20 protein-coding genes and 2 tRNA genes are annotated in these 25,740 nt (G+C 58.0%); 1 reads left to right on the top strand and 21 read right to left on the bottom strand.

All coding sequences use genetic code 11. The features are described from left to right. Positions 1–292: 292 nt before the first annotated feature. From pnp to rlmE, 15 genes are all read right to left on the bottom strand, one after another. Complete coding sequence (gene pnp / locus ABEH28_RS04240) at positions 293–2,398, bottom strand: polyribonucleotide nucleotidyltransferase (protein WP_346627898.1); 2,106 nt, start codon at positions 2,396–2,398, stop codon at positions 293–295. A gap of 172 nt (positions 2,399–2,570) precedes the next feature. Beyond that, on the bottom strand, positions 2,571–2,840 hold the full coding sequence (rpsO, locus tag ABEH28_RS04245) for a 30S ribosomal protein S15 (protein ID WP_037015114.1): 270 nt from the start codon (positions 2,838–2,840) through the stop codon (positions 2,571–2,573). A gap of 151 nt (positions 2,841–2,991) precedes the next feature. Further along, positions 2,992–3,909, bottom strand: a complete 918-nt coding sequence (gene truB, locus ABEH28_RS04250; RefSeq protein ID WP_133776826.1) for a tRNA pseudouridine(55) synthase TruB — start codon at positions 3,907–3,909, stop codon at positions 2,992–2,994. A 3-nt stretch (positions 3,910–3,912) separates the two neighbouring features. Continuing rightward, complete coding sequence (rbfA, locus tag ABEH28_RS04255) at positions 3,913–4,314, bottom strand: 30S ribosome-binding factor RbfA (RefSeq protein WP_037015118.1); 402 nt, start codon at positions 4,312–4,314, stop codon at positions 3,913–3,915. Between the two features lie 161 nt (positions 4,315–4,475). Beyond that, positions 4,476–6,998 (bottom strand): translation initiation factor IF-2, encoded by a 2,523-nt coding sequence (gene infB, locus ABEH28_RS04260; RefSeq protein ID WP_192173306.1) that lies wholly within the window; start codon positions 6,996–6,998, stop codon positions 4,476–4,478. A 27-nt stretch (positions 6,999–7,025) separates the two neighbouring features. Next, entirely contained in the window at positions 7,026–8,507 is a 1,482-nt protein-coding gene (gene nusA, locus ABEH28_RS04265) for a transcription termination factor NusA (protein WP_065987602.1), read from the bottom strand. Positions 8,508–8,566: 59 nt separating this feature from the next. Beyond that, a complete protein-coding gene (gene rimP, locus ABEH28_RS04270; RefSeq protein WP_163022007.1) occupies positions 8,567–9,025 on the bottom strand; it encodes a ribosome maturation factor RimP in 459 nt (152 codons plus the stop codon). Between the two features lie 127 nt (positions 9,026–9,152). Beyond that, positions 9,153–9,229: transfer RNA gene (locus tag ABEH28_RS04275), tRNA-Met, on the bottom strand. A gap of 97 nt (positions 9,230–9,326) precedes the next feature. After that, a tRNA-Leu gene (locus tag ABEH28_RS04280) sits at positions 9,327–9,412 on the bottom strand. 44 nt (positions 9,413–9,456) lie between these two features. Then, positions 9,457–9,840, bottom strand: coding sequence for a preprotein translocase subunit SecG (secG, locus tag ABEH28_RS04285; RefSeq protein WP_074888489.1), 384 nt, complete (start codon positions 9,838–9,840; stop codon positions 9,457–9,459). 4 nt (positions 9,841–9,844) lie between these two features. After that, positions 9,845–10,600, bottom strand: coding sequence for a triose-phosphate isomerase (tpiA, locus tag ABEH28_RS04290; protein WP_192173307.1), 756 nt, complete (start codon positions 10,598–10,600; stop codon positions 9,845–9,847). A 66-nt stretch (positions 10,601–10,666) separates the two neighbouring features. Further along, on the bottom strand, positions 10,667–12,010 hold the full coding sequence (gene glmM, locus ABEH28_RS04295; protein WP_346629533.1) for a phosphoglucosamine mutase: 1,344 nt from the start codon (positions 12,008–12,010) through the stop codon (positions 10,667–10,669). Positions 12,011–12,026: 16 nt separating this feature from the next. Beyond that, positions 12,027–12,878 carry a dihydropteroate synthase gene (gene folP, locus ABEH28_RS04300; RefSeq protein WP_346627894.1) on the bottom strand — a complete coding sequence of 284 codons (852 nt, stop codon included), beginning with the start codon at positions 12,876–12,878 and terminating at the stop codon, positions 12,027–12,029. 8 nt (positions 12,879–12,886) lie between these two features. Then, a complete protein-coding gene (ftsH, locus tag ABEH28_RS04305; protein ID WP_282366985.1) occupies positions 12,887–14,797 on the bottom strand; it encodes an ATP-dependent zinc metalloprotease FtsH in 1,911 nt (636 codons plus the stop codon). Positions 14,798–14,986: 189 nt separating this feature from the next. Continuing rightward, positions 14,987–15,637 carry a 23S rRNA (uridine(2552)-2'-O)-methyltransferase RlmE gene (rlmE, locus tag ABEH28_RS04310; protein WP_065987607.1) on the bottom strand — a complete coding sequence of 217 codons (651 nt, stop codon included), beginning with the start codon at positions 15,635–15,637 and terminating at the stop codon, positions 14,987–14,989. Positions 15,638–15,744: 107 nt separating this feature from the next. Here rlmE and ABEH28_RS04315 point away from each other — a divergent pair, with 107 nt between their 5' ends. Next, the gene (locus ABEH28_RS04315) at positions 15,745–16,053 is read left to right on the top strand and encodes a YhbY family RNA-binding protein (RefSeq protein ID WP_074888472.1); all 309 of its coding nucleotides are present in this window, start codon (positions 15,745–15,747) and stop codon (positions 16,051–16,053) included. Between the two features lie 169 nt (positions 16,054–16,222). On the opposite strand, the gene greA is transcribed toward ABEH28_RS04315, so the two are convergent. The 6 genes from greA to dnaK all read right to left on the bottom strand — a co-directional run bounded on the left by greA (position 16,223) and on the right by dnaK (position 25,667). After that, the gene (gene greA / locus ABEH28_RS04320) at positions 16,223–16,699 is read right to left on the bottom strand and encodes a transcription elongation factor GreA (RefSeq protein ID WP_122535420.1); all 477 of its coding nucleotides are present in this window, start codon (positions 16,697–16,699) and stop codon (positions 16,223–16,225) included. Beyond that, complete coding sequence (carB, locus tag ABEH28_RS04325; protein WP_282366994.1) at positions 16,696–19,917, bottom strand: carbamoyl-phosphate synthase large subunit; 3,222 nt, start codon at positions 19,915–19,917, stop codon at positions 16,696–16,698. The genes greA and carB overlap by 4 nt, the downstream gene beginning before the upstream one ends. Before the next feature lie 122 nt (positions 19,918–20,039). Further along, on the bottom strand, positions 20,040–21,176 hold the full coding sequence (gene carA, locus ABEH28_RS04330; RefSeq protein WP_192173311.1) for a glutamine-hydrolyzing carbamoyl-phosphate synthase small subunit: 1,137 nt from the start codon (positions 21,174–21,176) through the stop codon (positions 20,040–20,042). Positions 21,177–21,476: 300 nt separating this feature from the next. Then, complete coding sequence (gene dapB / locus ABEH28_RS04335) at positions 21,477–22,283, bottom strand: 4-hydroxy-tetrahydrodipicolinate reductase (protein WP_192173312.1); 807 nt, start codon at positions 22,281–22,283, stop codon at positions 21,477–21,479. A 10-nt stretch (positions 22,284–22,293) separates the two neighbouring features. Further along, positions 22,294–23,424 carry a molecular chaperone DnaJ gene (dnaJ, locus tag ABEH28_RS04340; protein ID WP_192173313.1) on the bottom strand — a complete coding sequence of 377 codons (1,131 nt, stop codon included), beginning with the start codon at positions 23,422–23,424 and terminating at the stop codon, positions 22,294–22,296. A 323-nt stretch (positions 23,425–23,747) separates the two neighbouring features. Next, the gene (gene dnaK, locus ABEH28_RS04345; RefSeq protein WP_192173314.1) at positions 23,748–25,667 is read right to left on the bottom strand and encodes a molecular chaperone DnaK; all 1,920 of its coding nucleotides are present in this window, start codon (positions 25,665–25,667) and stop codon (positions 23,748–23,750) included. Between the last annotated feature and the right edge of the window lie 73 nt (positions 25,668–25,740).

A 25,740-nucleotide genomic window follows, 5' to 3' on the forward strand; every position in this document is an offset into this window, starting at 1 on the left:
GGGTAACTCCTGTTTTTCTCAGAATCTGCGCCAATCTGATTGGCTGCAGGGTTACCTATATGTCGCAAGCGGTGTGCCAACCTTTGCCCTGAAGGATATTCGTTATAAATCAATGAGTTATGTTTTCATGGATCCACGGGTGTCGTGCAGATTGCCCGCTTTGGGAAAGTTCCGCTTGCAAGATGCATGTTCTGACCAGCTGCCAAGCGACGGTCTGCATCCTTAAGCCATTAATTGCATTCAAAAAAAAGAGCCCCGAAGGGCTCTTTTTGATCAGCTGCGGTAGAGCGGGTTAAACCCCCGACGCCTTGGCAGCTGCTACGTCTTTGATCGACAGCTTGATGCGACCGCGATTGTCCACGTCCAGCACCAGAACTTCGACTTCCTGACCTTCTTTCAGGATGTCGGTGACTTTCTCTACACGAGCGTCGCTCAACATGGAGATGTGCACCAGACCGTCTTTGCCCGGCAGGATGTTAACGAACGCACCGAAGTCGACGATGCGCTCAACCTTGCCGATGTAGATCTTGCCGATCTCGGCTTCAGCGGTGATACCCAGAACGCGCTGACGTGCAGCTTCAGCAGCTTCCTTGGTTTCGCCAAAGATCTTGATCGAGCCGTCGTCTTCGATGTCGATCGACGCTTTGGTCTCTTCACAGATGGCACGGATGGTCGCGCCGCCTTTGCCGATGACGTCACGGATCTTGTCGGTGTCAATCTTCATCGCGATCATGGTCGGCGCGTTTTCCGACAGCTCGGTACGCGACTGACCAATGATGGTGTTCATCTGGCCCAGGATGTTCAGACGCGCTTCCAGCGCCTGACCCAAAGCGATCTCCATGATCTCTTCGGTGATGCCCTTGATCTTGATGTCCATCTGCAGCGCGGTGACGCCTTTGGCGGTACCGGCTACCTTGAAGTCCATGTCGCCCAGGTGGTCTTCGTCACCCAGGATGTCGGTCAGGATGGCAAACTTCTCGCCTTCTTTAACCAGACCCATGGCGATACCGGCAACCGGCGCCTTCATCGGAACACCAGCGTCCATCAGGGCCAGCGAAGCGCCACAGACCGAAGCCATGGAGCTGGAGCCGTTGGACTCGGTGATTTCCGATACGACACGGATGGTGTACGGGAACACGTCGGCAGCAGGCAGCATGGCCTGAACCGAACGGCGGGCCAGACGGCCGTGACCGATTTCACGACGACCTGCGCCACCCATGCGACCACACTCGCCCACCGAGAACGGAGGGAAGTTGTAGTGCAGCATGAACGGGTCTTTTTTCTCGCCTTCGAGGGTGTCGAGCAGTTGAGCGTCACGCGCGGTACCCAGGGTGGCCACGACCAGCGCCTGCGTTTCGCCACGGGTGAACAGTGCCGAACCGTGAGTCTTCGGCAAAACGCCGACTTCGATGTTCAACGGGCGAACAGTCTTCGTGTCACGACCGTCGATACGTGGCTTACCGTTGACGATGTTTTCGCGAACGGTGCGGTATTCGATCTCGCCGAATGCCGCTTTGACTTCGCCGGCGGACGGGCTGCCGTCTTCAACAGCCAGCTTGGCGACAACCTGATCCTTCAGCTCACCCAGGCGAGCATAACGATCGGCCTTGACGGTGATGGTGTACGCCTCGGAGATCGCTGCGCCGAACTCGGAGCGGATAGCGCCCAGCAGTTCAGTGGCTTCAGCTTTAGGCGCCCAGTTCCAGGTTGGTTTGGCAGCTTCGGCGGCCAGCTCTTTGACGGCCTTGATGACCGACTGGAATTCGTCGTGGGCGAACAGCACGGCGCCCAGCATCTGGTCTTCGGTCAGCTCTTTGGCTTCCGACTCAACCATCAGCACCGCTTCTTCGGTACCGGCAACGACCATGTCCAGGCTCGATGCTTTCAGTTGCTCGTAAGTCGGGTTCAGCAGGTAGCCGGTGCTCTCGTGGAAAGCAACGCGCGCGGCACCGATCGGGCCGTCGAACGGAATGCCGGAGATGGCCAGAGCAGCCGACGTACCGATCATCGCAGCGACGTCCGGATCGGTTTTCTTGCTGGTAGAGACGACGGTGCAGACAACCTGCACTTCGTTCATGAAGCCTTCTGGAAACAGTGGGCGGATCGGACGGTCGATCAAACGCGAGGTCAGTGTTTCTTTTTCGGAAGGGCGGCCTTCACGCTTGAAGAAACCACCAGGGATCTTGCCAGCGGCGTAGGTCTTTTCCTGGTAGTGAACGGAAAGAGGGAAAAAGCCTTTGCTTGCGTCTGCATGCTTGGCGCCGACCACAGTCACGAGAACGGTGACGTCGTCGTCAACGGTGACCAACACAGCACCAGAGGCTTGACGGGCAATACGGCCAGTCTCGAGGGTTACGGTCGATTGACCGAATTGAAATTTCTTGATTACCGGGTTCACGGTTTCCTACCTTCTTTGTGGCTCTTGGGGAACTGGTTTCTTGCGAATTCTTGGGCAGCGAGGGGAATCGGACCCTTCGGCAGTCCAGATACAACTAGAGGCTGGGAGGCCGCCACCCCACTGATAAAACCAGCGGAACATGACGACCAACCAACCTCTATCCGAGTCGTTATTAGCGACGCAGACCCAGACGACCGATCAGGGCGCTGTAACGGCTAACGTCCTTACCTTTCAGGTAATCCAGCAGCTTGCGACGCTGGTTTACCATACGGATCAGACCACGACGGGAGTGGTGATCTTTACCGTTGGCCTTGAAGTGGCCTTGCAGTTTGTTGATGTTGGCGGTCAGCAGTGCAACTTGCACTTCTGGCGAACCAGTATCACCAACAGCTTGCTGGTAGTCGGTTACGATCTGAGCTTTATCTTCAACGCTGAGTGCCATGTGGGCATTCCTTTTATCAAGAAACCGCTCCGGGGAGACGGTTTCAACAGGCCGAGAGCTGACTCTCGTATTTAAATGTGAGGAGTGACCATGCCTGTTAACAGCCACCCTCGTACCGCCGTGCCAGGAAACCCTGCCGCGACGGGTCCGGTCACTCTGACCGAATCAGTCGACGCGGCGCAATGCGCCCGTCTTCACTCACTTCACCGATCCCGATGAAGCGTCCTTCATGATCCTGCACCCGCACCATGCCGAACTTCGGCGCGTCGGGGGCTCTCACTGGCTGACCATGCAGCCAGTAAAACGAACTGTGCTCTGAAAACTGCAGCAGCGGCCAATCCAGCAACCCGCTGTCCGATGGCATCAGGAAGCGATCAACCGCTTCATTCCCGCCTTCGGCATGCACCGCTTCCAGCTCTTCCAGCGTTACGGTCTGGGCCAGCGTAAAAGGACCGGCCTGGGTACGACGCAGCTGAGCAACGTAAGCACCGCAGCCCAGCTTTTCACCGATATCTTCCACGAGGGTACGAATATAGGTGCCTTTTGTGCAGTCGACCGCCAAACGAGCGGTCTCACCTTCGCACGCCAATAATTCCAGGCGCGCAATAGTAACAGAACGCGGTTCACGCTCCACCACTTCCCCAGCCCGGGCTAACTTGTATAACGGCTGACCGTCGCGCTTGAGGGCGGAGTACATCGGCGGTATCTGACTGATATTCCCCCGAAATGCCGGAAGCACCGCTTCGATATCCGAACGACCAACGGTCACAGGCCGCGTCTGCAGGACCTCACCCTCGGCATCGGCCGTGGTAGTGGTCTTGCCAAGCTGCATCAGGGTTTCATAACCCTTGTCAGAGTCGAGCAGGTATTGGGAAAACTTGGTCGCTTCACCGAAGCACAGCGGCAGAACGCCGGTGGCCAGCGGATCCAGACTGCCCGTATGCCCTGCTTTTTCTGCGTTGAGCAACCAGCGCACTTTTTGCAGCGCGGCGTTGGATGTGAACCCCAGCGGCTTGTCGAGCAGGATGATCCCGCTGACGTTACGGCGAATACGCTTGACCTGAGCCACGCCTTATTCCTCCGAACCGTCTTGCTTGGGTGCGGTTTGGTGCTGACCATCTTCAGCCACTGCCCGCTCGATCAATGCCGACAAATGCGCGCCACGGGCAACGCTTTCGTCGTAATGGAAATGCAGTTGCGGCACGCTGCGCAGCTTCATCTCACGGGCCAGCTGCATACGCAGGAATCCTGCAGCAGCATTGAGCACCTTGATGGACTGTGCGATTTCTTCGGCGCTGTCCTGCCCCATCACGGTCATGAAGATTTTCGCGTGGCCGACGTCACGGCTGACGTCAACGGCGGTGATGGTGACCAGCCCTACGCGGGGGTCCTTGATTTCACGACGGATCAGCTGTGCCAGCTCGCGCTGCATCTGATCGCCGATACGTTGGGTACGGCTGTATTCTTTTGCCATGTCTTGTTACCTGTCACTGCTGACCCATGGCAAAAGCCATGTGGTCTGAAAGCGGCAAACGCCCGGCCTGGCGAGAGCCGGACCGGGCGTTGCGTTTAGAGTCCATGGCCGACGCTTGGCATTTTCATGCGGCGCAAGCCATGACTCCTGAAGCTCGCGATTTAGAGGCTGCGAGCCACTTGGACCTTCTCGAAGACTTCGATCTTGTCACCGACCTTGACGTCGTTGTAGCTCTTGACGCCGATACCGCATTCCATGCCGGCACGTACTTCGGAAGCGTCATCCTTGAAGCGGCGCAGGGATTCCAGCTCGCCTTCGAAGATAACGATGTCTTCACGCAGTACACGGATTGGACGGTTACGGAAGACAACGCCTTCAATGACCATGCAACCTGCGATCGCGCCGAATTTCGGCGAGCGGAACACGTCGCGGACTTCAGCGATACCCAGGATGTTCTCCCGAACGTCGCTGCCAAGCATGCCGGTGAGGGCCTTCTTGACGTCTTCGATGATGTCGTAGATAACGTTGTAGTAACGCATATCCAGACCTTCCTGCTCGACGATCTTGCGCGCGCCAGCATCGGCACGTACGTTGAAGCCGAACAGTACAGCGTTGGAGGCCAGTGCCAGGTTGGCGTCGCTTTCGGTGATACCACCGACACCGCCGCCCACTACACGCACTTGCACTTCGTCGTTACCCAGGCCATTCAAAGCACCCTGCAACGCTTCCAGAGAACCACGGACATCGGATTTGAGGACGATGTTGAGCGTCTTCTTCTCTTCCTGACCCATGTTCTCGAAGATGTTTTCCAGCTTGCCGGCGTGAGCACGGGCCAGCTTGACTTCGCGGAACTTGCCTTGACGGAACAGAGCCACTTCACGGGCTTTCTTCTCGTCGGCAACCACGCTCATCTCGTCGCCAGCGTCCGGCGTACCGTCCAGGCCGAGAATCTCGACTGGGATCGACGGGCCGGCTTCCTTGATTGGCTTGCCGTTCTCGTCGAGCATTGCCCGAACGCGACCGTAGTTGGAGCCAACCAGAACCATGTCGCCCTGACGCAGCGTACCGTCCTGAACCAGAACAGTAGCAACCGGGCCACGGCCCTTGTCCAGACGCGATTCGACAACAACACCGCGACCCGGAGCCGATGGCGTTGCCATCAATTCCAGAACTTCGGCCTGCAGCAGAACGGCTTCAAGCAGCTCGTCAACGCCAGTACCCATCTTCGCGGAGACCGAGACGAAAGGTGTCTCGCCGCCCCACTCTTCGGACGTTACGCCGTGAACGGACAGTTCACTGCGGATACGGTCCAGGTCAGCGCCCGGCTTGTCGATCTTGTTCACGGCAACGACCAGCGGAACACCGGCAGCCTTGGCGTGTTGCACGGCTTCGATGGTCTGCGGCATGACACCGTCGTCGGCAGCGACAACCAGAATCACGATGTCGGTTGCCTTGGCACCACGAGCACGCATTGCGGTAAACGCAGCGTGACCCGGGGTATCGAGGAACGTCACCATGCCACGTTCGGTTTCCACGTGGTACGCACCGATGTGCTGGGTGATACCACCGGCTTCGCCCGCAGCAACCTTGGCACGACGGATGTAGTCGAGCAGCGAGGTCTTACCGTGGTCAACGTGACCCATGACCGTTACAACCGGCGCACGGGAGAACGTCTCACCTTCGAACTTCAGGGACTCGGCCAGGGAATCTTCCAGCGCGGTGTCGCTGACCAGGGTCACTTTATGGCCCAATTCTTCAGCGACCAGCTGGGCAGTTTCCTGATCCAGAACCTGGTTGATGGTGGCCGGAGTACCCAGCTTGAACATGAACTTGATGATCTCGGCCGCTTTGACCGACATCTGCTGAGCGAGATCGCCCACGCTGATGGTTTCGCCGATCTTCACTTCACGAACGACAGGGCCGGTAGGGCTCTGGAAACCGTGCGCGTTGCGCTTCTTCAGCTTGGCCTTGCCGCGACCGCCGCGACGGAAGCCATCGCTTTCTTCGTCGGTAGTACGAGGAGCAACGCGTGGCGTTGGCGCCTTTTCCTTGACCGATGCACGATGCGGGGCGTTCTTGCGATCGCCGTCACCACCGCCGCTGCGACGATTGTTGTCGTCATTGCGTGGTTTGTCGGGGCGACGCTGTTCGTCTTTCTTGCGATCGGCGACAGGCGCAGGTGCCGCAGCCGGAGTTTCCCGGGCTGGCTCGGCAGCTTGCGGAGCCGGTGCCGGCGCTGCAACAGCCTCGGCAGCGGGGGCACCAGACGAAGGCTGACGGCGCGCTTCTTCTTCGGCACGCTGACGGGATTCTTCTTCAGCCTTTTGACGAGCGGCATTTTCTACCGCACGACGTTCGTCCAGCTCGCGCTTGCGTTCGGCTTCGATTTCTTCCGGGCTGCGCTGAACAAAGACTTTCTTTTTGCGTACTTCAACGCTGATGCTTTTGCTGCCAGCAACGCGCAGGGTACTGGTGGTCTTGCGCTGCAAGGTAATCTTGCGCGGCTCTTCCACCTTGGCCTTGTGACCGCTTTTCAGGTGGGTCAACAGGGCTTGTTTTTCAATATCGGTCACAACTTGTTCGGCGGCGTTGTGCGGCAAACCTGCCTCACGCATCTGCTGTAACAGGCGCTCTACCGGTGTGTCGACCGTCTTGGCCAGTTCTTTCACCGTGACTTGCGTCATGCACTTCTCTCCTCAGGCCGCATCTACTTACTCGAACCAATGGGCTCGGGCGGCCATGATCAACTTGCCGGCACGATCATCGTCAATGCCGTCGATGTCGAGCAGATCGTCAATAGACTGCTCGGCCAGGTCTTCGCGGGTAATTACGCCGCGCACCGCCAGTTCCATCGCCAAATCCTTGTCCATACCCTCAAGCGAGAGCAGGTCTTCGGCCGGATGGGCGTCTGCCAGCTTTTCCTCAGTAGCGATGGCTTTAGTCAACAAACGATCCTTGGCACGAGCGCGAAGCTCGTTGACGGTGTCTTCGTCAAAGCCGTCGATGTTGAGCATTTCTTCCAACGGTACGTAGGCAATCTCTTCCAGGCTGGTGAAGCCTTCGTCTACCAGAACCTGAGCGAGATCCTCATCGACTTCCAGCTCGTCGATAAAGTTGCGCAGGATGTCACCGGTTTCCGCTTGCTGCTTGGCCTGGATGTCCGATTCGGTCATCACGTTAAGGGTCCAGCCAGTCAACTGACTGGCCAACCGCACGTTCTGGCCACCGCGGCCAATCGCCTGGGCGAGGTTATCTGCGCCTACAGCGATGTCCATGGCGTGGGCATCTTCATCAACGATGATCGCTGCCACTTCGGCAGGCGACATGGCGTTGATGACGAACTGCGCCGGGTTATCGTCCCAAAGCACGATATCCACACGCTCGCCGCCCAACTCGCCGGAAACAGCCTGCACGCGCGAACCACGCATGCCGATGCACGCGCCTTGCGGGTCAATGCGTTTGTCCTTGGAGCGAACTGCGATCTTTGCACGCGAACCAGGATCACGAGAGGCAGCCATCACCTCGATGAGTCCTTCGGCGATTTCCGGAACTTCAATCCGGAACAGCTCGATCAGCATTTCCGGCGCGGTACGCGACAGGATCAGCTGAGGGCCACGGTTTTCGGTGCGGATCTCTTTGAGCAATGCACGAACGCGGACACCTACGCGGAAAGTCTCCCGCGAAATGATGTCTTCACGCGCCAGCAGAGCTTCGGCATTGTTGCCAAGGTCGACGATGACATTGTCACGTGTAACTTTTTTAACAGTGCCGGAAATGATTTCGCCCAGACGCTCACGGTAGGCGTCCACGACTTGAGCTCGCTCGGCTTCGCGAACTTTCTGCACAATGACTTGCTTGGCAGTCTGCGCAGCGATGCGGCCGAACTCGATGGAATCGATCTTTTCTTCCACTACGTCGCCAACGTTGGCGCCCGGGTGGGTCAGAGCAACTTTGCTAGGCCATGTCTCGATGGCCGGGTCGTCGAGGTCGTCTTCTTCGACGACGGTCCAGCGACGGAAAGTCTCATATGCACCTGTTTGACGATTGATCTCGACACGCAGGTCTACTTCGTCTTCAAAACGCTTTTTGGTGGCCGTAGCCAGAGCTATTTCAAGCGCTTCAAAAATCACATCGGCCGGTACGCCTTTTTCATTGGATACCGATTCAACAACCAGCAGTACTTCTTTGCTCATCGTACGCCTCGCCTTTCGCAAGCCATTGGATCCGCGGGATCCGCTGTATCTGGCACGTCTTAGTCAAACGTGGGAATAATGTTGGCTTTGTCGATCAGATCGATCGGCAACAGAAACTCGTGATCTTCAACCTGGACCACGACGTCCTGCTCCTCCACCCCGCGGAGAAGGCCTTGAAAGTTGCGTCGACCTTCAAACGGCGAACGCAGCTTTATCTTCACTTGTGCCCCGGCAAATTCCGCAAACTGCTCAATGGTAAACAGTGGGCGTTCCATGCCTGGAGAGGAAACTTCGAGCGTATATTCGGAGCTGATCGGATCTTCTACATCCAGAATACCGCTGATCTGACGGCTGACGATCGCGCAATCGTCCACCAACACGCCGCCTTCTTTATCGATATAGACGCGCAACATCGAGTGACGCCCTTGAGACGAATACTCGATACCCCAGCATTCATAGCCTAGGGCCACGACCACCGGGGCCAACAAGGCCTGCAACTCTTCTAGCTTGCTCGACACCTGAACCCCCTCGTGCATGCTGCAAATAAAAAATGGGCAGAAGCCCAATCATGAAAACGCCTGCGAAAAGCGGCGTCATAAAGTGTCCAGCTAACAAAAAGCCCCTGAAAAGGGGCTCCGCTAAAACTGGTTGCGGGGGCTGGATTTGAACCAACGACCTTCGGGTTATGAGCCCGACGAGCTACCAGACTGCTCCACCCCGCGACAAAGCTGGGGCGGAAGTATACGACCGATCCAAATTTGGGTCAATCCGACACATCCACCTACAAGAAAGCCCGCTACTGCGGGCTTTCTTGTTAATTGGTACCGAGAAGGGGACTCGAACCCCTACACCCTATGGGCACAACCACCTCAAGGTTGCGTGTCTACCAATTCCACCACCTCGGCATTACAACTCTTTTGCAGCCCCAAAAACAGCTGCGAATCCGGTGTTACTTCTGCTCTGGAGTGGCAGGAACATCAGCAGGTACTGCAGCTGGTTTCTGTTGCCCTTCCAGAACCGGAACATCATCTGCTGCCGGCTTTTGCTTCACTTCCAGTACCGCTGGATTTGGCAAACCTACTTGAGTCAGCTGGTGAGCTTTCTCTTTAGCAAAGTAACCTAACCCTAAGCTAGTCATGAAGAAACAGGCGGCAAGTATAGCAGTAAGTTTACTGAGAAAGGTAGAGGAACCTTGTCCACCGAACACAGTATTTGATGCACCTGCCCCAAATGATGCGCCAGCGTCGGCACCTTTACCCTGCTGCAGCAAAACCAGAGCAACAACGCCAAGAGCACCCAGCAGATGAAGAACGACTACGACTGTTTCCAGCATTTTTTCAGTTTCCCGCGGCGCGAATGATCGCACCGAACTCATCTGCATTCAGGGAGGCGCCACCAATGAGGCCTCCATCGATATCCGGCATGCCGAACAGTTCGACCGCATTGGCCGCCTTCACGCTGCCGCCATATAGAAGACGCACACCTTGTGCGACTTCAGAATTCTCTTTCATCAACTGCGCACGAATCGCTGCGTGCACTTCCTGCGCCTGTTCCGGCGAGGCAGTCAATCCGGTACCAATGGCCCAGACTGGCTCATAGGCGATTACCGCATTAACGAAAGCGCCGACGCCAAGTTCTTCGATGATGCTGCCAAGCTGCTGCCCGACAACTTCAAGGGTCTTGCCGGCTTCTCGCTCCTCGAGCGTCTCACCGATACACAGTATCGGCGTCAGACCTGCCGCCTGGACGGCCTCGAACTTGCGATTAAGCACCTCATTGCTCTCGCCCATTATCTGGCGACGCTCAGAGTGCCCGACAAGCACAAACTTGCAACCTGCATCCGCCAACTGAGTCGACGACACCTCTCCAGTCAACGCGCCCTGGCCTGCCTGATGAGCGCAATTCTGCGCACCGACAGAGATCGACTGCCCTTCAAGGCAATCAACCACAAGACTCACGTGCAGGCTAGGCGGGAAGACCGCCACATCAACGCCACCCGGAAGGGCGAGATTTGCAAGACCCTCGATCAGCTCAGCGACGCTGGCGCGGGTACCGTGCATCTTCCAGTTACCAGCTACCATAGGGCGACGCATGCTGTACCTCGTCGGTCAAAGTGGGCGCAGATGTTACCCAACAGTTTCAACACTGGCAAGCCGAAATCAGGCGCAAACTTCAGCAACCAGTTTTGCCAGTTCGTCGGCATACCCGCGAACCAGGATTTCGTCCTCGCCCTCGACCATTACCCGCACAAGCGGCTCGGTACCGGACTTGCGCAGAAGCACACGTCCACGCCCGCCCATGGCGGCGGTCACGCGATCACACGCTTCAATAACGGCGGGGTGTTTGACCGGATCAACGCCTCCACCCTCGAAGCGCACATTGACCAATACCTGAGGGCATTTCTTCAAACCTGAACGCGATTGTGCGAGGCTCATGCCTGTACGCTTCATCGACAGCAGCACCTGCAGGGCGGCGATGATCGCATCCCCGGTTGTGGTGTGACGGAAGCACACGACATGGCCCGAGTTCTCGCCGCCCACTTGCCAGTCGCGCTCCAGCAGCTCGGCGATGACATAACGGTCACCGACGTTGGCGCGCACGAACGGGATGTCTAGATCCCCAAGTGCCAGCTCCAGCCCGAGGTTGCTCATCAGGGTGCCGACGACACCTCCCTGCAACTGGCCGCGCTCTTGAAGGTCTCGCGCAATGATGTAAAGCAGTTCATCACCATCTACGATCGCGCCAGTGTGGTCGACCATCAGCACACGGTCGCCGTCGCCATCGAAACCGATGCCCAGGTCAGCGCCATGCTCGACAACGGCGGCCTGCAGCGCTCCCATGTGGGTGGAGCCGCAGTTGTCATTGATGTTGAGCCCGTTGGGGGCCGCCGACAGCACGGTCACCTCGGCGCCAAGCTCACGGAACACGTTTGGCGCCACTTTGTACGTGGCGCCATGGGCGCAATCGACAACGAGCTTCAACCCGTCAAAATCAGTACTGGTCGGAACACTGCTCTTACAGAATTCGATGTAACGGCCCGCGGCGTCATTGATTCGCGACACCTTGCCAAGCTTTTCGGACTCCTCGACGGTCATCGGTGAATCGAGCAGTTCCTCGATCATCAGTTCGATTTCATCAGGCAGCTTGGTGCCCTGCCCGGAGAAAAACTTGATGCCGTTATCGTAGTGCGGATTGTGCGACGCGCTGATCACGATGCCCGCCTCGGCATGAAACGTACGCGTGAGGTAGGCAATCGCAGGTGTCGGCATCGGGCCGAGCAGCATCACGTCCGCACCCGCAGCGGATAACCCGGCTTCAAGCGCCGACTCGAACATGTAGCCCGAAATGCGAGTGTCCTTGCCAACCAGGATTCGGCACGCGCCCATTTTCCGGAACGCCATCCCTGCTGCCCATCCCAACTTCAGCATGAAATCAGGGGTGATAGGGAATTGGCCGACACGTCCGCGGATACCGTCGGTACCGAAGTATTTTTTAGAGGTCATGGGTGCTCCAGATTTCTTATTTTGCTGATTCAACAGCAGCAATCATACGCACTACGTCAACCGTCTCCGAGACGTCGTGCACACGTAGAATTTTTGCGCCTTTGACCATGGCCATGGCGGCAAGCGCGAGGGCGCCATGCAGACGCTGATCAACAGGCTTGTCGAGCACCTTGCCAATCATGCTCTTGCGAGAGACACCGACCAACAGCGGACGGCCCAGCGCATGAAGTGCTTCCATGTGCTTGAACAGACTTAGATTGTGCTCGAGGGTCTTGGCAAAGCCGAATCCTGGATCGAGGATGATCATCTCGGGCGGAATTCCCGCCGCGACGCATTGCTCAAGGCGCTCGCGCAAGAAGGCACTGACCTCACCGATCAGGTCAGTGTAGTGGGGATCATTCTGCATGTCCGTAGGCTCGCCGCGCATGTGCATGAGGCAGACCGGCAAACCCGTCGACACAGCGGCGTCCAGTGCACCGTCACGACGCAGCGAGCGAACATCGTTAATGAGCCCTGCCCCCAGGCGCGCAGTCTCACGGATGACGGCCGGCGTGGAGGTATCTACCGAAATGATTACGTCCAGCTCGGCGCTGATCGCCTCGACGACAGGCGCCACACGCTCCAGCTCTTCGACAGGAGAAACAGATCGCGCACCAGGACGCGTTGACTCGCCCCCTACATCGATCAAGGTTGCACCCGCCAGCATCATCGCTTCGGCATGACGCAGCGCCAGGTCGCGCTGCGCGAAACGGCCGCCGTCCGAGAACGAATCGGGAGTGATATTGAGGATCCCCATCACGTGCGTGCGGGATAAATCAAGAACCCGGTTGCCGCAAGGCAACCGGGTCGGGTGAAGCGCAGAAGTCATGTCAGACCTTAGTGTTCAGCAGCTGGGCCGCCAATTGGCGATTCCGGACGCGGACCTACAGGTGCGATCGGGGTGCCGGAATCTCCGGAACCGCCTTCCCAATCGCGGGGCTCGCGGGGTGTGCGGCCTGCCATGATGTCATCGATTTGCTCGGCGTCGATGGTTTCGTACTTCATCAGCGCGTCGGCCATCGCTTCCAGCTTGTCACGATTATCCGTGAGGATCTGTCTGGCCGTGCCGTAGCACTGATCGATGATGCTGCGCACTTCTGAGTCGATGAGACGTGCCGTGTCACCCGACAGGCTGGAGCTTTGACCTCCACCGCCACGACCGAGGTACCCGCCTTCGTCTTCGTCCGAATACATCAACGGACCCAGCTTCTCGGACAGGCCCCACTTGGTGACCATGTTTCGAGCGATCTGGCTGGCCCGCATGATGTCGTTAGAAGCGCCGGTGGTCACGCCATCGAAGCCCAACGTCATTTCTTCCGCAATTCGACCGCCGTACAGCGAGCAGATCTGACTGATCAATGCACGCTTGGAAAGGCTGTAGCGATCTTCCTCGGGAAGGAACATGGTGACACCCAACGCACGACCGCGCGGGATGATCGACACTTTGTAGACCGGATCATGCTCAGGTACGACGCGACCAACAATTGCATGACCGGCTTCGTGATAAGCGGTGTTGCGCTTCTCTTTGTCGGACATGACCATCGATTTGCGCTCGGCGCCCATCATGATTTTGTCTTTCGCCAATTCGAATTCTTTCATCTCGACGATGCGCTTACCAGTGCGAGCCGCGAACAGCGACGCCTCGTTGACCAGGTTTGCAAGATCAGCACCAGAGAAACCCGGAGTACCACGCGCAATCACGCCTGGCTGAACGTCGTCACCCATTGGCACTTTGCGCATGTGTACTTTGAGAATCTGTTCACGACCGCGGATGTCGGGCAAGCCCACGACTACCTGACGGTCGAAACGGCCCGGACGCAGCAGCGCAGGGTCAAGGACGTCTGGACGGTTAGTAGCGGCAATGACGATGATGCCATCGTTCATTTCAAAGCCGTCCATCTCAACCAGCAACTGGTTGAGCGTCTGCTCACGCTCATCGTGACCGCCGCCCATGCCAGCGCCACGGTGGCGACCTACAGCATCGATCTCGTCGATGAAGATGATGCAAGGCGCATGCTTCTTGGCCTGCTCAAACATGTCACGGACACGGCTTGCACCAACGCCGACGAACATTTCAACGAAGTCGGAACCGGAAATCGTGAAGAACGGCACCTTGGCTTCGCCCGCGATGGCCTTCGCCAACAAGGTTTTACCGGTACCCGGAGGGCCTACCATCAGCACGCCGCGAGGAATACGACCACCCAGCCGCTGGAACTTGCCCGGATCGCGGAGGAACTCGACGAGCTCGCCGACTTCCTCTTTGGCTTCGTCGCAACCGGCAACGTCAGCCAGTGTTGTTTTCACCTGATCTTCGGACAGCAGACGCGCTTTGCTTTTGCCAAAGCTCATCGGGCCGCCCTTGCCACCTGCGCCACCTTGCATCTGGCGCATGAAGAACATGAAGACGGCAATGATCACGAGGATGGGGAAGCTGGCAACCAGAAGCTGAGTCCAGATGCTTTGCTGCTCAGGTTGCTTGCCTTCGATAACGACGTTGTTATCGACGAGATCGCCAATAAGGCCGTTATCCTGGATAGCCGGTCGGATGGTCTTGAAAGAGTCGCCATCGCTGCGTTTGCCGGTAATGACGTATCCGTCAACGGCAACTTTCTCGACCTTGCCGTCCTTCACCTGCTGGATGAATTCGGAATAGTTGAGGGTCTGCGGCTCGTTAGGACTGGAGAAGTTGTTCATCACGGTCACGAGAACCGCCGCGATGATCAACCACAGGATCAAATTCTTTGCCATATCGTTCAATTAGCTACCCTCTGAAGCAAGCTCCACGCTGGAGCGTGCCTCGCATGATATTTACCGGCCTAACGTACTACAGATCCTACAGGCGTGGCAGGCGGCGTCTGTAACCCTTTGTGAAACTTTGACTACGCGATGTTGGTTACGCTCCCTTGATTAAGCTATTTGAAAAAAGCTATCGCTTGATCAAAGGCGCTCATCGCTCGCCGATCCCTCTATGCCGCGAAACCCGCGACCCAACAAATACTGCTCCCTGGAACGGTCTCGTGACGACAACGGTTTGCGCATCTGCACCTTGTCGAACAACTTGCGGATGTCCTTGTGGTACACATCAAAGCCCTCACCCTGGAAGACCTTGATCAGGAAATCGCCACCAGGACGCAGCACGCGGCCGGCCAGATCCAGCGCCAGCTCACAAAGGAACATTGCGCGCGGCATGTCCACGGCGCTCAATCCACTCATATTGGGGGCCATATCGGAAATCACAAGGTCGACCTGCGTATTACCAACAGCTTCGAGGATCTGAGCGAGCACTTCGTCCTGGGTGAAATCACCCTGGATGAAGGTCACGTCGGGGATGCTGTCCATTTCCAGGATGTCCGATGCAATCAAACGGCCCTGACCACCAATCAGACGACTGGTCACCTGCGACCAGCCACCTGGCGCTGCACCCAGGTCGATCACCGTCATGCCAGGACGGATGATCTTGTCCTTCTCCTGAATCTCGAGAAGCTTGTAACTGGCGCGGGAACGGTAACCGTCCCGCTGCGCCATTTTGACGTACTTGTCGTCGAAGTGTTCTTTAAGCCAGTTATGGCTGGTTTTGGAACGTGCCACGGAGCACCTCAAAAAATTAGGACGAGTCGCGATTAACCGGGCGGTCCCGGACTCGCTCGGGTAAACTGGCCGCCGCTTTTTACAAGATCAGACGCAGAGGTCAGATTATGCCGCTCACTCAAGAGCAGAAGAAACAATACAAATCCATTGGTCACCATCTGAAACCGGTGTTGATGGTGGCGGACAATGGTCTGACTGAAGGTGTGTTGGCCGAACTGGAGCGCGCGTTGGGCGATCACGAGTTGATCAAGATCAAACTCAACATCCTCGACCGCGAGAGCCGCCTGGCAGCCATCGCTGAACTGTGCAAAGTCGGTAAGGCCGATCTGGTGCAGGTGATCGGCAAAATGGCGCTGATTTACCGCAAGAACCCTAAGGTAAACAAGCAGCTTTCCAACGTCCACCGCTTCAACTGATCCTGTCGGGTCAGGGCGAATAAGCGCTGACCTTCCGACTCGGCGCTCACCTGGAAAGATGAGCGCAGACTCGGTCAGACCGGACATGCGACCGCCGGTTCGAAAGGTCAGTCAATGACCTTCGAACCCGCTGGCTGAATCACCACCCGCGCAAAGCGGGTGTCGATCATCAAACGTGACGCACTTCCACGATTTCGTACTCGATCACACCGCTCGGTGTTTTCACAGCGACGACATCGCCTTCTTCCTTGCCAATCAACGCGCGAGCAAGCGGCGAACCCACCGAGATCTTGCCCAATTTGAAGTCAGCTTCGTCCTCACCCACGATGTGGTAGGTGACGCGCTCGTCCGTCTCAACGTTCGCGATTTCGACAGTGGTGCCGAAGATCACTTTGCCGGTGTGAGGGATCGTAGTGACGTCGATGATCACCTGATTCTGGATTCGGCCTTCGATGTCGCGAATACGCGCTTCGACCATGCCCTGCTGTTCGCGGGCGGCATGGTATTCGGCGTTTTCCTTGAGATCGCCCAGCTCACGCGCAGTCCCGATGTCCTGGCTGAGTTTGGGACGAACGACCTTGGTCAGGTGTGCGTGTTCTTCTTCCAGGGCGCGAGCGCCCTGAACGGTCATTGGGTACTTGATCATGCTTTGAGTCCTGCGTGTAGATCCTGCAAGCGGCGCACGGTTTTTTCAGGGCCGAACTTCAGCGCTTCACAGATGGCCTCGCCCGCGGCAATGGTCGTGGTGCAGTAAATCTTGTGCTGCAGGGCATTGCGGCGAATAGAGTAGGAGTCGGCGATCGACTGACGACCTTCAGTGGTGTTGATGATCAGCGTGACTTCGTCATTCTTGATCATGTCGACCACATGTGGACGGCCCTCGGTCACCTTGTTGACGCGGCGAACTTTCAGACCAGCCTCTTCGATCAGACGTGCCGTGCCGGCGGTTGCAACGATGTCGAAGCCCAGCTCGATCAAGCTGCGTGCAACACCTGCCACCAGGGGCTTGTCGTCATCACGCACGCTGATGAACGCCGTGCCGCCAGTTGGCAGCACTTCGCTGGCGCCCATCTGGGCTTTCGCGAAAGCTTCGCCGAAGGTGTCGCCAACCCCCATGACTTCGCCCGTCGACTTCATCTCTGGGCCGAGGATCGGGTCTACACCCGGGAATTTGGCAAATGGGAACACCGCTTCTTTCACGCTGAAGAAGTTCGGGATGATCTCTTTGGTGAAGCCGAGTTCTTTCAGGGTTTTGCCGGCCATGACGCGAGCCGCAATCATCGCCAGCGAGACACCGATGCACTTCGAAACGAACGGTACCGTACGCGAGGCGCGCGGGTTCACTTCGATGACGTAGATGTCTTCACCCTGCAATGCCAACTGCACGTTCATCAAACCGACAACGCCGAGCTCGAGGGCCATTTTCTTGACCTGCTCACGCATTTCGTCCTGGATGTGGGCAGGCAGCGAATACGGTGGCAGCGAGCATGCCGAGTCACCCGAGTGAACGCCGGCCTGTTCGATGTGCTGCATGATCGCGCCGATTACCACGTCGGTACCGTCGCAAACCGCATCAACGTCCATCTCGATGGCGCAGTTGAGGAAGTGGTCCAGCAGCACCGGGCTGTCGTTGGACACTTGAACCGCTTCACGCAGGTAGCGCTTGAGTTCGTCTTCTTCGTAGACGATCTCCATCGCACGGCCGCCCAGTACGTAGGACGGACGAACCACCAGCGGGTAGCCGATCTTCGCCGCGGCCCGAATGGCTTCGTCTTCGCTGCGCACGGTAGCGTTTGGCGGCTGACGCAGGTTCAGTCGCTCGACCATTTGCTGGAAGCGCTCGCGGTCTTCTGCACGGTCAATGGCGTCCGGGCTGGTGCCGATGATCGGCACGCCTGCCGCTTCCAGTGCGCGCGCCAGTTTCAGAGGCGTCTGGCCGCCGTACTGAACGATCACGCCTTTCGGCTTCTCGACGCGGACGATTTCCAGCACGTCTTCCAGGGTCACCGGCTCGAAGTACAGACGGTCGGAGGTGTCGTAGTCGGTCGATACGGTTTCCGGGTTGCAGTTGACCATGATGGTCTCGTACCCGTCTTCACGCAGCGCCAGTGCAGCGTGGACGCAGCAGTAGTCGAACTCGATGCCCTGGCCAATGCGGTTCGGGCCGCCACCCAGAATCATGATCTTGTCGCGATTCGTCGGATTGGCTTCGCACTCTTCCTCGTACGTGGAGTACATGTACGCGGTGTCGGTCGCGAACTCGGCAGCGCAGGTGTCGACGCGCTTGTAGACCGGCAGCACGTCCAGCTTGTGACGGTGCGTGCGCAGGTTTTTCTCGGTCACACCGACCAGCTTGGCCAGGCGTGCATCGGAGAAGCCCTTGCGCTTGAGGCGATACATCAGGTCGCGATCAATTGCCGAAAGACCGAGGGTCTTGACCTTCTCTTCGTCCTTGATCAGATCTTCGATCTGCACCAGGAACCAAGGGTCGATCATGTTCATGCCGAAAATTTGTTCAACTGTCATGCCGGCACGGAAAGCGTCGGCGACGTACCAGATGCGCTCGGCACCCGGAACCGTCAGTTCGCGCTTGAGAATGCTCATGCTTTCCGGATTGCTCAGGTCCAGCTTCGGATCGAGACCGCTGACACCCACTTCAAGGCCGCGCAGTGCTTTCTGCAAGGATTCCTGGAAGGTACGGCCGATGGCCATGACTTCGCCGACCGACTTCATTTGTGTGGTCAGACGCGCATCGGCCTTGGCAAACTTCTCGAACGCAAACCGTGGCAGCTTGGTGACAACGTAGTCGATCGATGGCTCGAACGACGCCGGGGTCTTGCCGCCGGTGATTTCGTTCTGCAACTCGTCCAGCGTGTAGCCGACAGCCAGCTTGGCTGCCACTCGCGCGATCGGGAAGCCGGTAGCCTTGGAGGCCAGCGCAGAAGAACGAGAGACACGTGGGTTCATCTCGATCACGACCATGCGGCCAGTGTCCGGGCAGATACCGAACTGAACGTTCGAGCCGCCTGTTTCGACGCCGATCTCGCGCAGGACCGCCAGCGAGGCATTACGCAGAATCTGGTATTCCTTGTCGGTCAGGGTCTGCGCCGGCGCGACCGTGATGGAGTCGCCGGTGTGGACGCCCATCGGGTCGAAGTTTTCGATGGAGCAGACGATGATGCAGTTGTCCTTTTTATCGCGGACAACTTCCATTTCGTATTCTTTCCAACCGATCAGCGACTCGTCGATCAGCAACTCTTTGGTCGGCGACAGGTCGAGACCGCGGGCGCAGATTTCTTCGAACTCTTCACGGTTGTACGCGATGCCACCACCGGTGCCGCCCATGGTGAAGGACGGACGAATGATGCAGGGGAAGCCCAGCTTTTCGAGGACCGCATTGGCCTCTTCCATGCTGTGGGCGATACCGGAACGCGGGCACGCCAGGCCGATGGACTTCATGGCCTTGTCGAAACGCGAGCGGTCTTCAGCCTTGTCGATGGTGTCGGCATTGGCGCCGATCATTTCAACGCCGAACTTCTCGAGAACGCCTTCGCGCTCCAGGTCCAGCGCGCAGTTCAGTGCGGTCTGGCCGCCCATGGTTGGCAGCAGCGCATCGGGGCGTTCTTTTTCGATGATCTTGGCGACGGTCGCCCATTTGATCGGCTCGATGTAGGTCGCGTCCGCCATGGCCGGGTCGGTCATGATGGTAGCCGGGTTCGAGTTGACCAGAATGACGCGGTAACCCTCTTCGCGCAGGGCCTTGCAGGCCTGGGCGCCGGAGTAGTCGAATTCGCAGGCCTGGCCGATCACGATCGGGCCAGCACCAAGAATCAGGATGCTTTTAATGTCTGTACGTTTTGGCATGGGTTGTCACTCGAATCCTGTGTCAGTCGGCAAGCCGTCTTGAACATCTCAGGTGCCGGGCGGGCTGTCGGATCTGATCCGGCCCGCCGCGGTCACCTGCTCGCTACAGTCGCAAGGCAGCCTTAGCGGCGCTTGTCCATGGCTGTGATGAAGCGATCGAACAGCGGCGCGACGTCAGTCGGGCCCGGGCTCGCTTCAGGGTGACCCTGGAAGCTGAACGCGTCTTTGTCGGTGCGCTCGATGCCCTGCAGGCTGCCATCGAACAGCGACTTGTGAATCGCGCGAACGTTACTTGGCAAGGTCGCTTCGTCCACCGCAAAACCGTGGTTCTGGCTGGTGATCATGACCACGCCGGTGTCCAGGTCCTGGACCGGGTGGTTGGCGCCATGGTGGCCCAGATCCATCTTGATGGTCCGAGCGCCGGAAGCGAGCGCCAGCAGCTGGTGGCCCAGGCAGATACCGAACACCGGAATGTCGGTCTCCAGCACATCCTTGATCGCTTGAATGGCGTAGTCGCACGGTTCCGGATCGCCAGGGCCGTTGGACAGGAAGATGCCGTCAGGCTTGAGCGCCAGCACTTCACTGGCAGGGGTTTGCGCAGGTACGACCGTCACACGGCAACCGCGCTCGACCAGCATGCGCAGGATGTTCAGTTTGACGCCGTAGTCCCAGGCAACCACGTGGTACTTCAAGTCCGCTGCGGCGACTTCGGGACTGCTGTCGGATTGCAGGTTCCAGACCGTGGAGCGCCATTCGTAGGTCTCTTTGGTGCTGACTTCCTTGGCGAGGTCCATGCCCTTCAAGCCAGGGAATGCTCGCGCTGCTGCAATAGCGGCTTCTTCGGAGATGTTGTCGCCGGCCATGATGCAGCCGTTCTGAGCGCCCTTCTCGCGAAGAATGCGCGTCAGGCGGCGGGTATCGATGCCCGCGATCGCAACGGTTTTATTGGCCTTCAGATACTCGGCCAGTGGCATCTTGTTGCGCCAGTTGCTGGCAACCAGCGGCAGGTCGCGAATCACCAGGCCCGCCGACCAGACGCGGTCAGACTCGGCATCTTCCGGCGTTGTGCCGGTGTTGCCGATGTGCGGGTAAGTCAGGGTGACGATTTGCTGGGCATAGGAAGGATCGGTAAGAATTTCCTGATAGCCGGTCATTGCGGTGTTAAACACCACTTCACCAACGGTTTGACCGTCGGCACCAATGGCTTCGCCGCGAAAAATGCTGCCATCAGCAAGGGCGAGTATGGCTGGCTTAGTCAAGAAGACCTCCCGTAATAAAGCCTGAAAGGGCGATCGCAGGTTGTAAAAAAGCGGAATGACGTATAGACACGTCACCCCGCTTTTTTCGTAGAATTATCTGCGCGCTTTTAGTGGACACACTAAAGCTGTAGCTTACAGAAAGAGGTCTTTTTAATCCACCGCTAAAATTGCCCTGAGGGCTGGGGAGTGCGACGGACGTCGCGTAGCGGGTGCGTAACGGCTAATAACTGCGGGCAGGATACAGGTAAAGCCCTTCTCCTGCCCGCATTGTCGCTTGTCACATCTCGGACGCCGAAAGACTCAGCGCAGATCAAGTACATCCTGCATGTCGTAAAGACCCGGCGCCTTGCCATCTAGCCACAGCGCGGCACGCACTGCGCCCTTGGCGAAGGTCATGCGACTGGACGCCTTGTGCGTAATCTCCAGACGCTCACCCTCGGCGGCGAACAGCACAGTGTGATCACCTACGACGTCACCGCCGCGGACCGTGGCGAAGCCGATCGTCTCGCGCTCACGAACACCGGTGTACCCCTCACGACCGTAGACGGCAACCTTGCTCAAGTCACGCCCAAGGGCATTGGCAACCACCTCACCCATGCTGACCGCTGTACCCGACGGCGCGTCGACCTTGTTGCGGTGATGAGCTTCGATGATCTCGATGTCCGAATCTTCACCCATCACTCGCGCCGCCAGATCCAGCAGCTTGAACGACAGGTTCACACCCACACTGAAGTTGGACGCGAAAACCACGGGAATTTCCCGACTCGCTTCCACCAGCAGATGCTTTTGTTCGACGCTCAAGCCGGTGGTACCAATGACCATCGCCTTGCCCGCCTTACGGCAGAACGCCAGGTTTTTCAGCATGACGTCCGGCAATGTGAAGTCGATCAAGACGTCGAACTCGTCGGCAACCTGCTCCAGATTACCGGTCAACTGCACACCGATGCGCCCCAGCGATGCGAGTTCGCCGGCGTCGGCACCAATCATCGTGCTGCCGGGACGAACGATTGCCGCTGTCAGTCCGGTGAGCGGCGCACGGTCCTGCACCGCCTCAATCAGGTTCTTGCCCATTCGCCCGGCGGCGCCCATCACAGCAATGCGTCGCATGCCCTGCCCCTTAGAGATCGCCGAAGAAGCGCTTCACGCCTTCGAACCAGCCGCTGGCCTTGGGCGAATGAGAACTGTCGCCTTCAAGGGTGGCACGGAACTCTTCGAGCAGCTCGCGCTGGCGACGACCCAGGTTCACCGGGGTCTCGACGGCCACACGGCACATCAGGTCGCCGGCGCCGCCGCCACGAACAGGAGCAACGCCCTTGCCGCGCAGACGGAACTGCTTACCGGTTTGCGTGCCTTCCGGGATCTTCAGCTTGACGCGACCGTCCAGCGTCGGCACTTCCAGCTCGCCGCCCAGTGCAGCGTCGGTGAAGCTGATCGGCACTTCGCAATACAGATGCTTGCCGTCGCGCTGGAAAATCGCGTGTTCGCGTACATTGATGACAACGTACAGGTCGCCCGTTGGACCACCTTGCGTCCCTGCCTCGCCTTCGCCTGACAGACGAATACGGTCGCCGGTATCGACACCTGGCGGCACCTTGACCGACAGCGTCTTGGACTCTTCGACACGGCCTTCGCCATGGCAGGAGTCACAAGGGTCGGAAATGATCTTGCCGTTGCCGTGGCAACGCGGGCAGGTCTGCTGAACAGAGAAGAAACCCTGCTGCATGCGCACCTGTCCGATGCCGCCGCATGTCGGGCAGGTCACCGGGGACGAGCCCTTTTTAGCGCCGCTGCCATCGCACGGCTTGCAGTTGACCAGTGTCGGTACACGGATGCTGACAGTCGTGCCACGCACTGCTTCTTCAAGATTCAATTCGAGGGTATAGCGAAGGTCGCTGCCACGCTGGGCACCACCGCGACCACCGCCGCCGGCGCGACCGCCGCCGAAGAAGTCGCTGAAAACATCACCGAAGATGTCGGAGAAGTTGGCGCCACCGCCGCCGAAACCGCCGCCGCCCATGCCCTGATCGACACCGGCATGGCCGTATTGGTCGTAGGCCGCGCGCTTGCTGGCATCGGAAAGCACTTCGTACGCTTCGTTGGCTTCTTTGAAGGCGTCTTCCGAAGCCTTGTCACCCGGGTTGCGGTCAGGGTGATATTTCATGGCGAGACGGCGATACGCCTTTTTCAGGTCCGCTTCGCTGGAGCCACGCTCCACGCCCAGTACTTCGTAATAATCACGCTTTGACATAAATTTTCCGCACTCTTGAGGACGTCCGGCATGACCCTCCTGAGTCTGCCGAACTCGTTGAGCCCCTTTCAGGCCCGGACCCAACTCACGTCAATTCAACGATCCTGGTCTTGGTTCAACGGCCTTTGATCGACCGAGGAAAGCGGCTGAACAAGCCGGAGTGCAGGAGCATCCGGCTTTGCCACAAAGCCCGCGATACGGGATCGCGCGCTTGAAAATTTTGGGTGTTCCAGACACGCCAACGCGGGAGCAAGCTCCCGCGCGGCGACATCCTACCAGCGACCACCAGAAAGCGGTCAACCGGCGATCAAGTGAGCCTGCGCTTACTTGTGGTCTTTTACTTCTTCGAACTCGGCGTCAACGACGTCGTCTGCAGGCTTGCTTTCTTCCTGAGCGGCCTGAGCACCGCCTTCAGGTTTTTCGGCCTGCTCGGCGTACATCTTCTGAGCAACCGGCGCGGAGACCTTCGACAGCTCTTCGATCTTGGCGTCGATGGCAGCCTTGTCGTCGCCTTTAACGGCGGCTTCAAGGGCAACCAGTGCAGCTTCGATAGCGGTCTTTTCTTCCGCGGTGACTTTGTCGCCAGCGTCGGAGATCATTTTGCGAGTCGAGTGAACCAGCGCATCGCCCTGGTTGCGGGCAGAGGCCAGCTCTTCAAACTTGCGGTCTTCGTCCGAGTTCGCTTCAGCGTCGCGAATCATCTGCTGGATTTCTTCGTCCGACAGACCGGAGTTGGCTTTGATCACGATCGACTGAGTCTTGCCAGTCGCCTTGTCTTTCGCGCCGACATGCAGAATGCCGTTGGCGTCGATGTCGAAGGTCACTTCGATCTGAGGCACGCCGCGTGGTGCTGGTGGAATCTCGGCCAGGTCGAACTTGCCCAGGGACTTGTTCTGAGCCGCTTGCTTACGCTCGCCCTGCAGCACGTGAATGGTCACTGCGCCCTGGTTGTCGTCGGCAGTCGAGAACACCTGCGATTTCTTGGTAGGAATCGTGGTGTTTTTCTCGATCAGCGCAGTCATCACGCCACCCATGGTTTCGATACCCAGCGTCAGCGGGCTGACGTCCAGCAGCAGAACGTCTTTCACGTCGCCGGCCAGTACTGCACCCTGGATGGCTGCACCCATGGCAACGGCTTCGTCAGGATTGACGTCTTTACGCGCTTCTTTACCGAAGAACTCGGTGACCTTCTGCTGAACCAGCGGCATGCGGGTCTGACCGCCGACCAGGATCACGTCGTTGATCGCGCCGATGTCGATACCGGAGTCTTTCAGCGCAATGCGGCAAGGCTCAATGGTGCGCTGAACCAGGTCTTCAACCAGCGATTCCAGCTTGGCGCGCGAGATCTTCACGTTCAAGTGCTTAGGACCGGTGGCATCTGCAGTGATGTAAGGCAGGTTCACGTCGGTCGAATTGCTCGAAGACAGCTCGATCTTTGCTTTCTCGGCAGCCTCTTTCAGACGCTGCATCGCCAGCGGATCACCTTTCAGGTTCATGCCGGATTCTTTCTTGAATTCGTCAACCAGGTAATCGATCAGGCGGATGTCGAAGTCTTCACCACCCAGGAAGGTGTCGCCGTTGGTGGCCAACACTTCGAACTGGTGCTCGCCATCGACTTCAGCGATTTCGATGACCGAAACGTCGAAAGTACCGCCACCCAGGTCATAAACGATGACGGTGTGATCGCCCTTCGCTTTGTCCATACCGTAAGCCAGCGCAGCTGCGGTTGGTTCGTTGATGATGCGCTTCACATCCAGACCGGCAATACGACCGGCGTCTTTGGTGGCTTGACGCTGGCTGTCGTTGAAGTAAGCCGGAACGGTGATGACCGCCTCTGTAACAGCCTCGCCGAGATAGTCTTCGGCGGTTTTCTTCATCTTCTTCAGGATTTCAGCCGAAATCTGAGGAGGGGACATTTTCTTGTCGTTGACTTCAACCCATGCATCGCCGTTGTCAGCCTTGGCGATTTTGTAAGGCACCATCTTGATGTCTTTCTGCACGACTTCTTCGTCGAACTTACGGCCGATCAGACGCTTAACCGCGTACAGGGTGTTGTGCGGGTTGGTCACTGCCTGACGCTTGGCCGATTGACCTACAAGGATCTCGCCATCGTTGGCATACGCGATGATCGACGGGGTGGTACGAGCGCCTTCGGCGTTCTCGATCACCTTGGCTTTACCGTTTTCCAGAACCGAGACGCAGGAGTTGGTGGTCCCCAGGTCGATACCGATAATCTTGCCCATTTTTGACTCTCCCGAAACTTAAATTTGGTTGCCGCAACTGCATTTACAAATTGCGGTAATTCTTAAACGCTTG

The sequence above is a fragment of the Pseudomonas sp. Ps21-P2 genome (assembly GCF_039672565.1).
Taxonomy (GTDB): domain Bacteria; phylum Pseudomonadota; class Gammaproteobacteria; order Pseudomonadales; family Pseudomonadaceae; genus Aquipseudomonas.

Excerpts from the sequence above, each read along its gene's own strand:
- rpsO (WP_037015114.1), bottom strand. The coding sequence starts at position 2,840 with ATGGCACTCAGCGTTGAAGATAAAGCTCAGATCGTAACCGACTACCAG.
- rbfA (WP_037015118.1), bottom strand. The coding sequence starts at position 4,314 with ATGGCAAAAGAATACAGCCGTACCCAACGTATCGGCGATCAGATGCAG.
- infB (WP_192173306.1), bottom strand. The coding sequence starts at position 6,998 with ATGACGCAAGTCACGGTGAAAGAACTGGCCAAGACGGTCGACACACCG.
- nusA (WP_065987602.1), bottom strand. The coding sequence starts at position 8,507 with ATGAGCAAAGAAGTACTGCTGGTTGTTGAATCGGTATCCAATGAAAAA.
- secG (WP_074888489.1), bottom strand. The coding sequence starts at position 9,840 with ATGCTGGAAACAGTCGTAGTCGTTCTTCATCTGCTGGGTGCTCTTGGC.
- tpiA (WP_192173307.1), bottom strand. The coding sequence starts at position 10,600 with ATGCGTCGCCCTATGGTAGCTGGTAACTGGAAGATGCACGGTACCCGC.
- glmM (WP_346629533.1), bottom strand. The coding sequence starts at position 12,010 with ATGACCTCTAAAAAATACTTCGGTACCGACGGTATCCGCGGACGTGTC.
- folP (WP_346627894.1), bottom strand. The coding sequence starts at position 12,878 with ATGACTTCTGCGCTTCACCCGACCCGGTTGCCTTGCGGCAACCGGGTT.
- ftsH (WP_282366985.1), bottom strand. The coding sequence starts at position 14,797 with ATGGCAAAGAATTTGATCCTGTGGTTGATCATCGCGGCGGTTCTCGTG.
- ABEH28_RS04315 (WP_074888472.1), top strand. The coding sequence starts at position 15,745 with ATGCCGCTCACTCAAGAGCAGAAGAAACAATACAAATCCATTGGTCAC.
- greA (WP_122535420.1), bottom strand. The coding sequence starts at position 16,699 with ATGATCAAGTACCCAATGACCGTTCAGGGCGCTCGCGCCCTGGAAGAA.
- carB (WP_282366994.1), bottom strand. The coding sequence starts at position 19,917 with ATGCCAAAACGTACAGACATTAAAAGCATCCTGATTCTTGGTGCTGGC.
- dapB (WP_192173312.1), bottom strand. The coding sequence starts at position 22,283 with ATGCGACGCATTGCTGTGATGGGCGCCGCCGGGCGAATGGGCAAGAAC.
- dnaJ (WP_192173313.1), bottom strand. The coding sequence starts at position 23,424 with ATGTCAAAGCGTGATTATTACGAAGTACTGGGCGTGGAGCGTGGCTCC.
- dnaK (WP_192173314.1), bottom strand. The coding sequence starts at position 25,667 with ATGGGCAAGATTATCGGTATCGACCTGGGGACCACCAACTCCTGCGTC.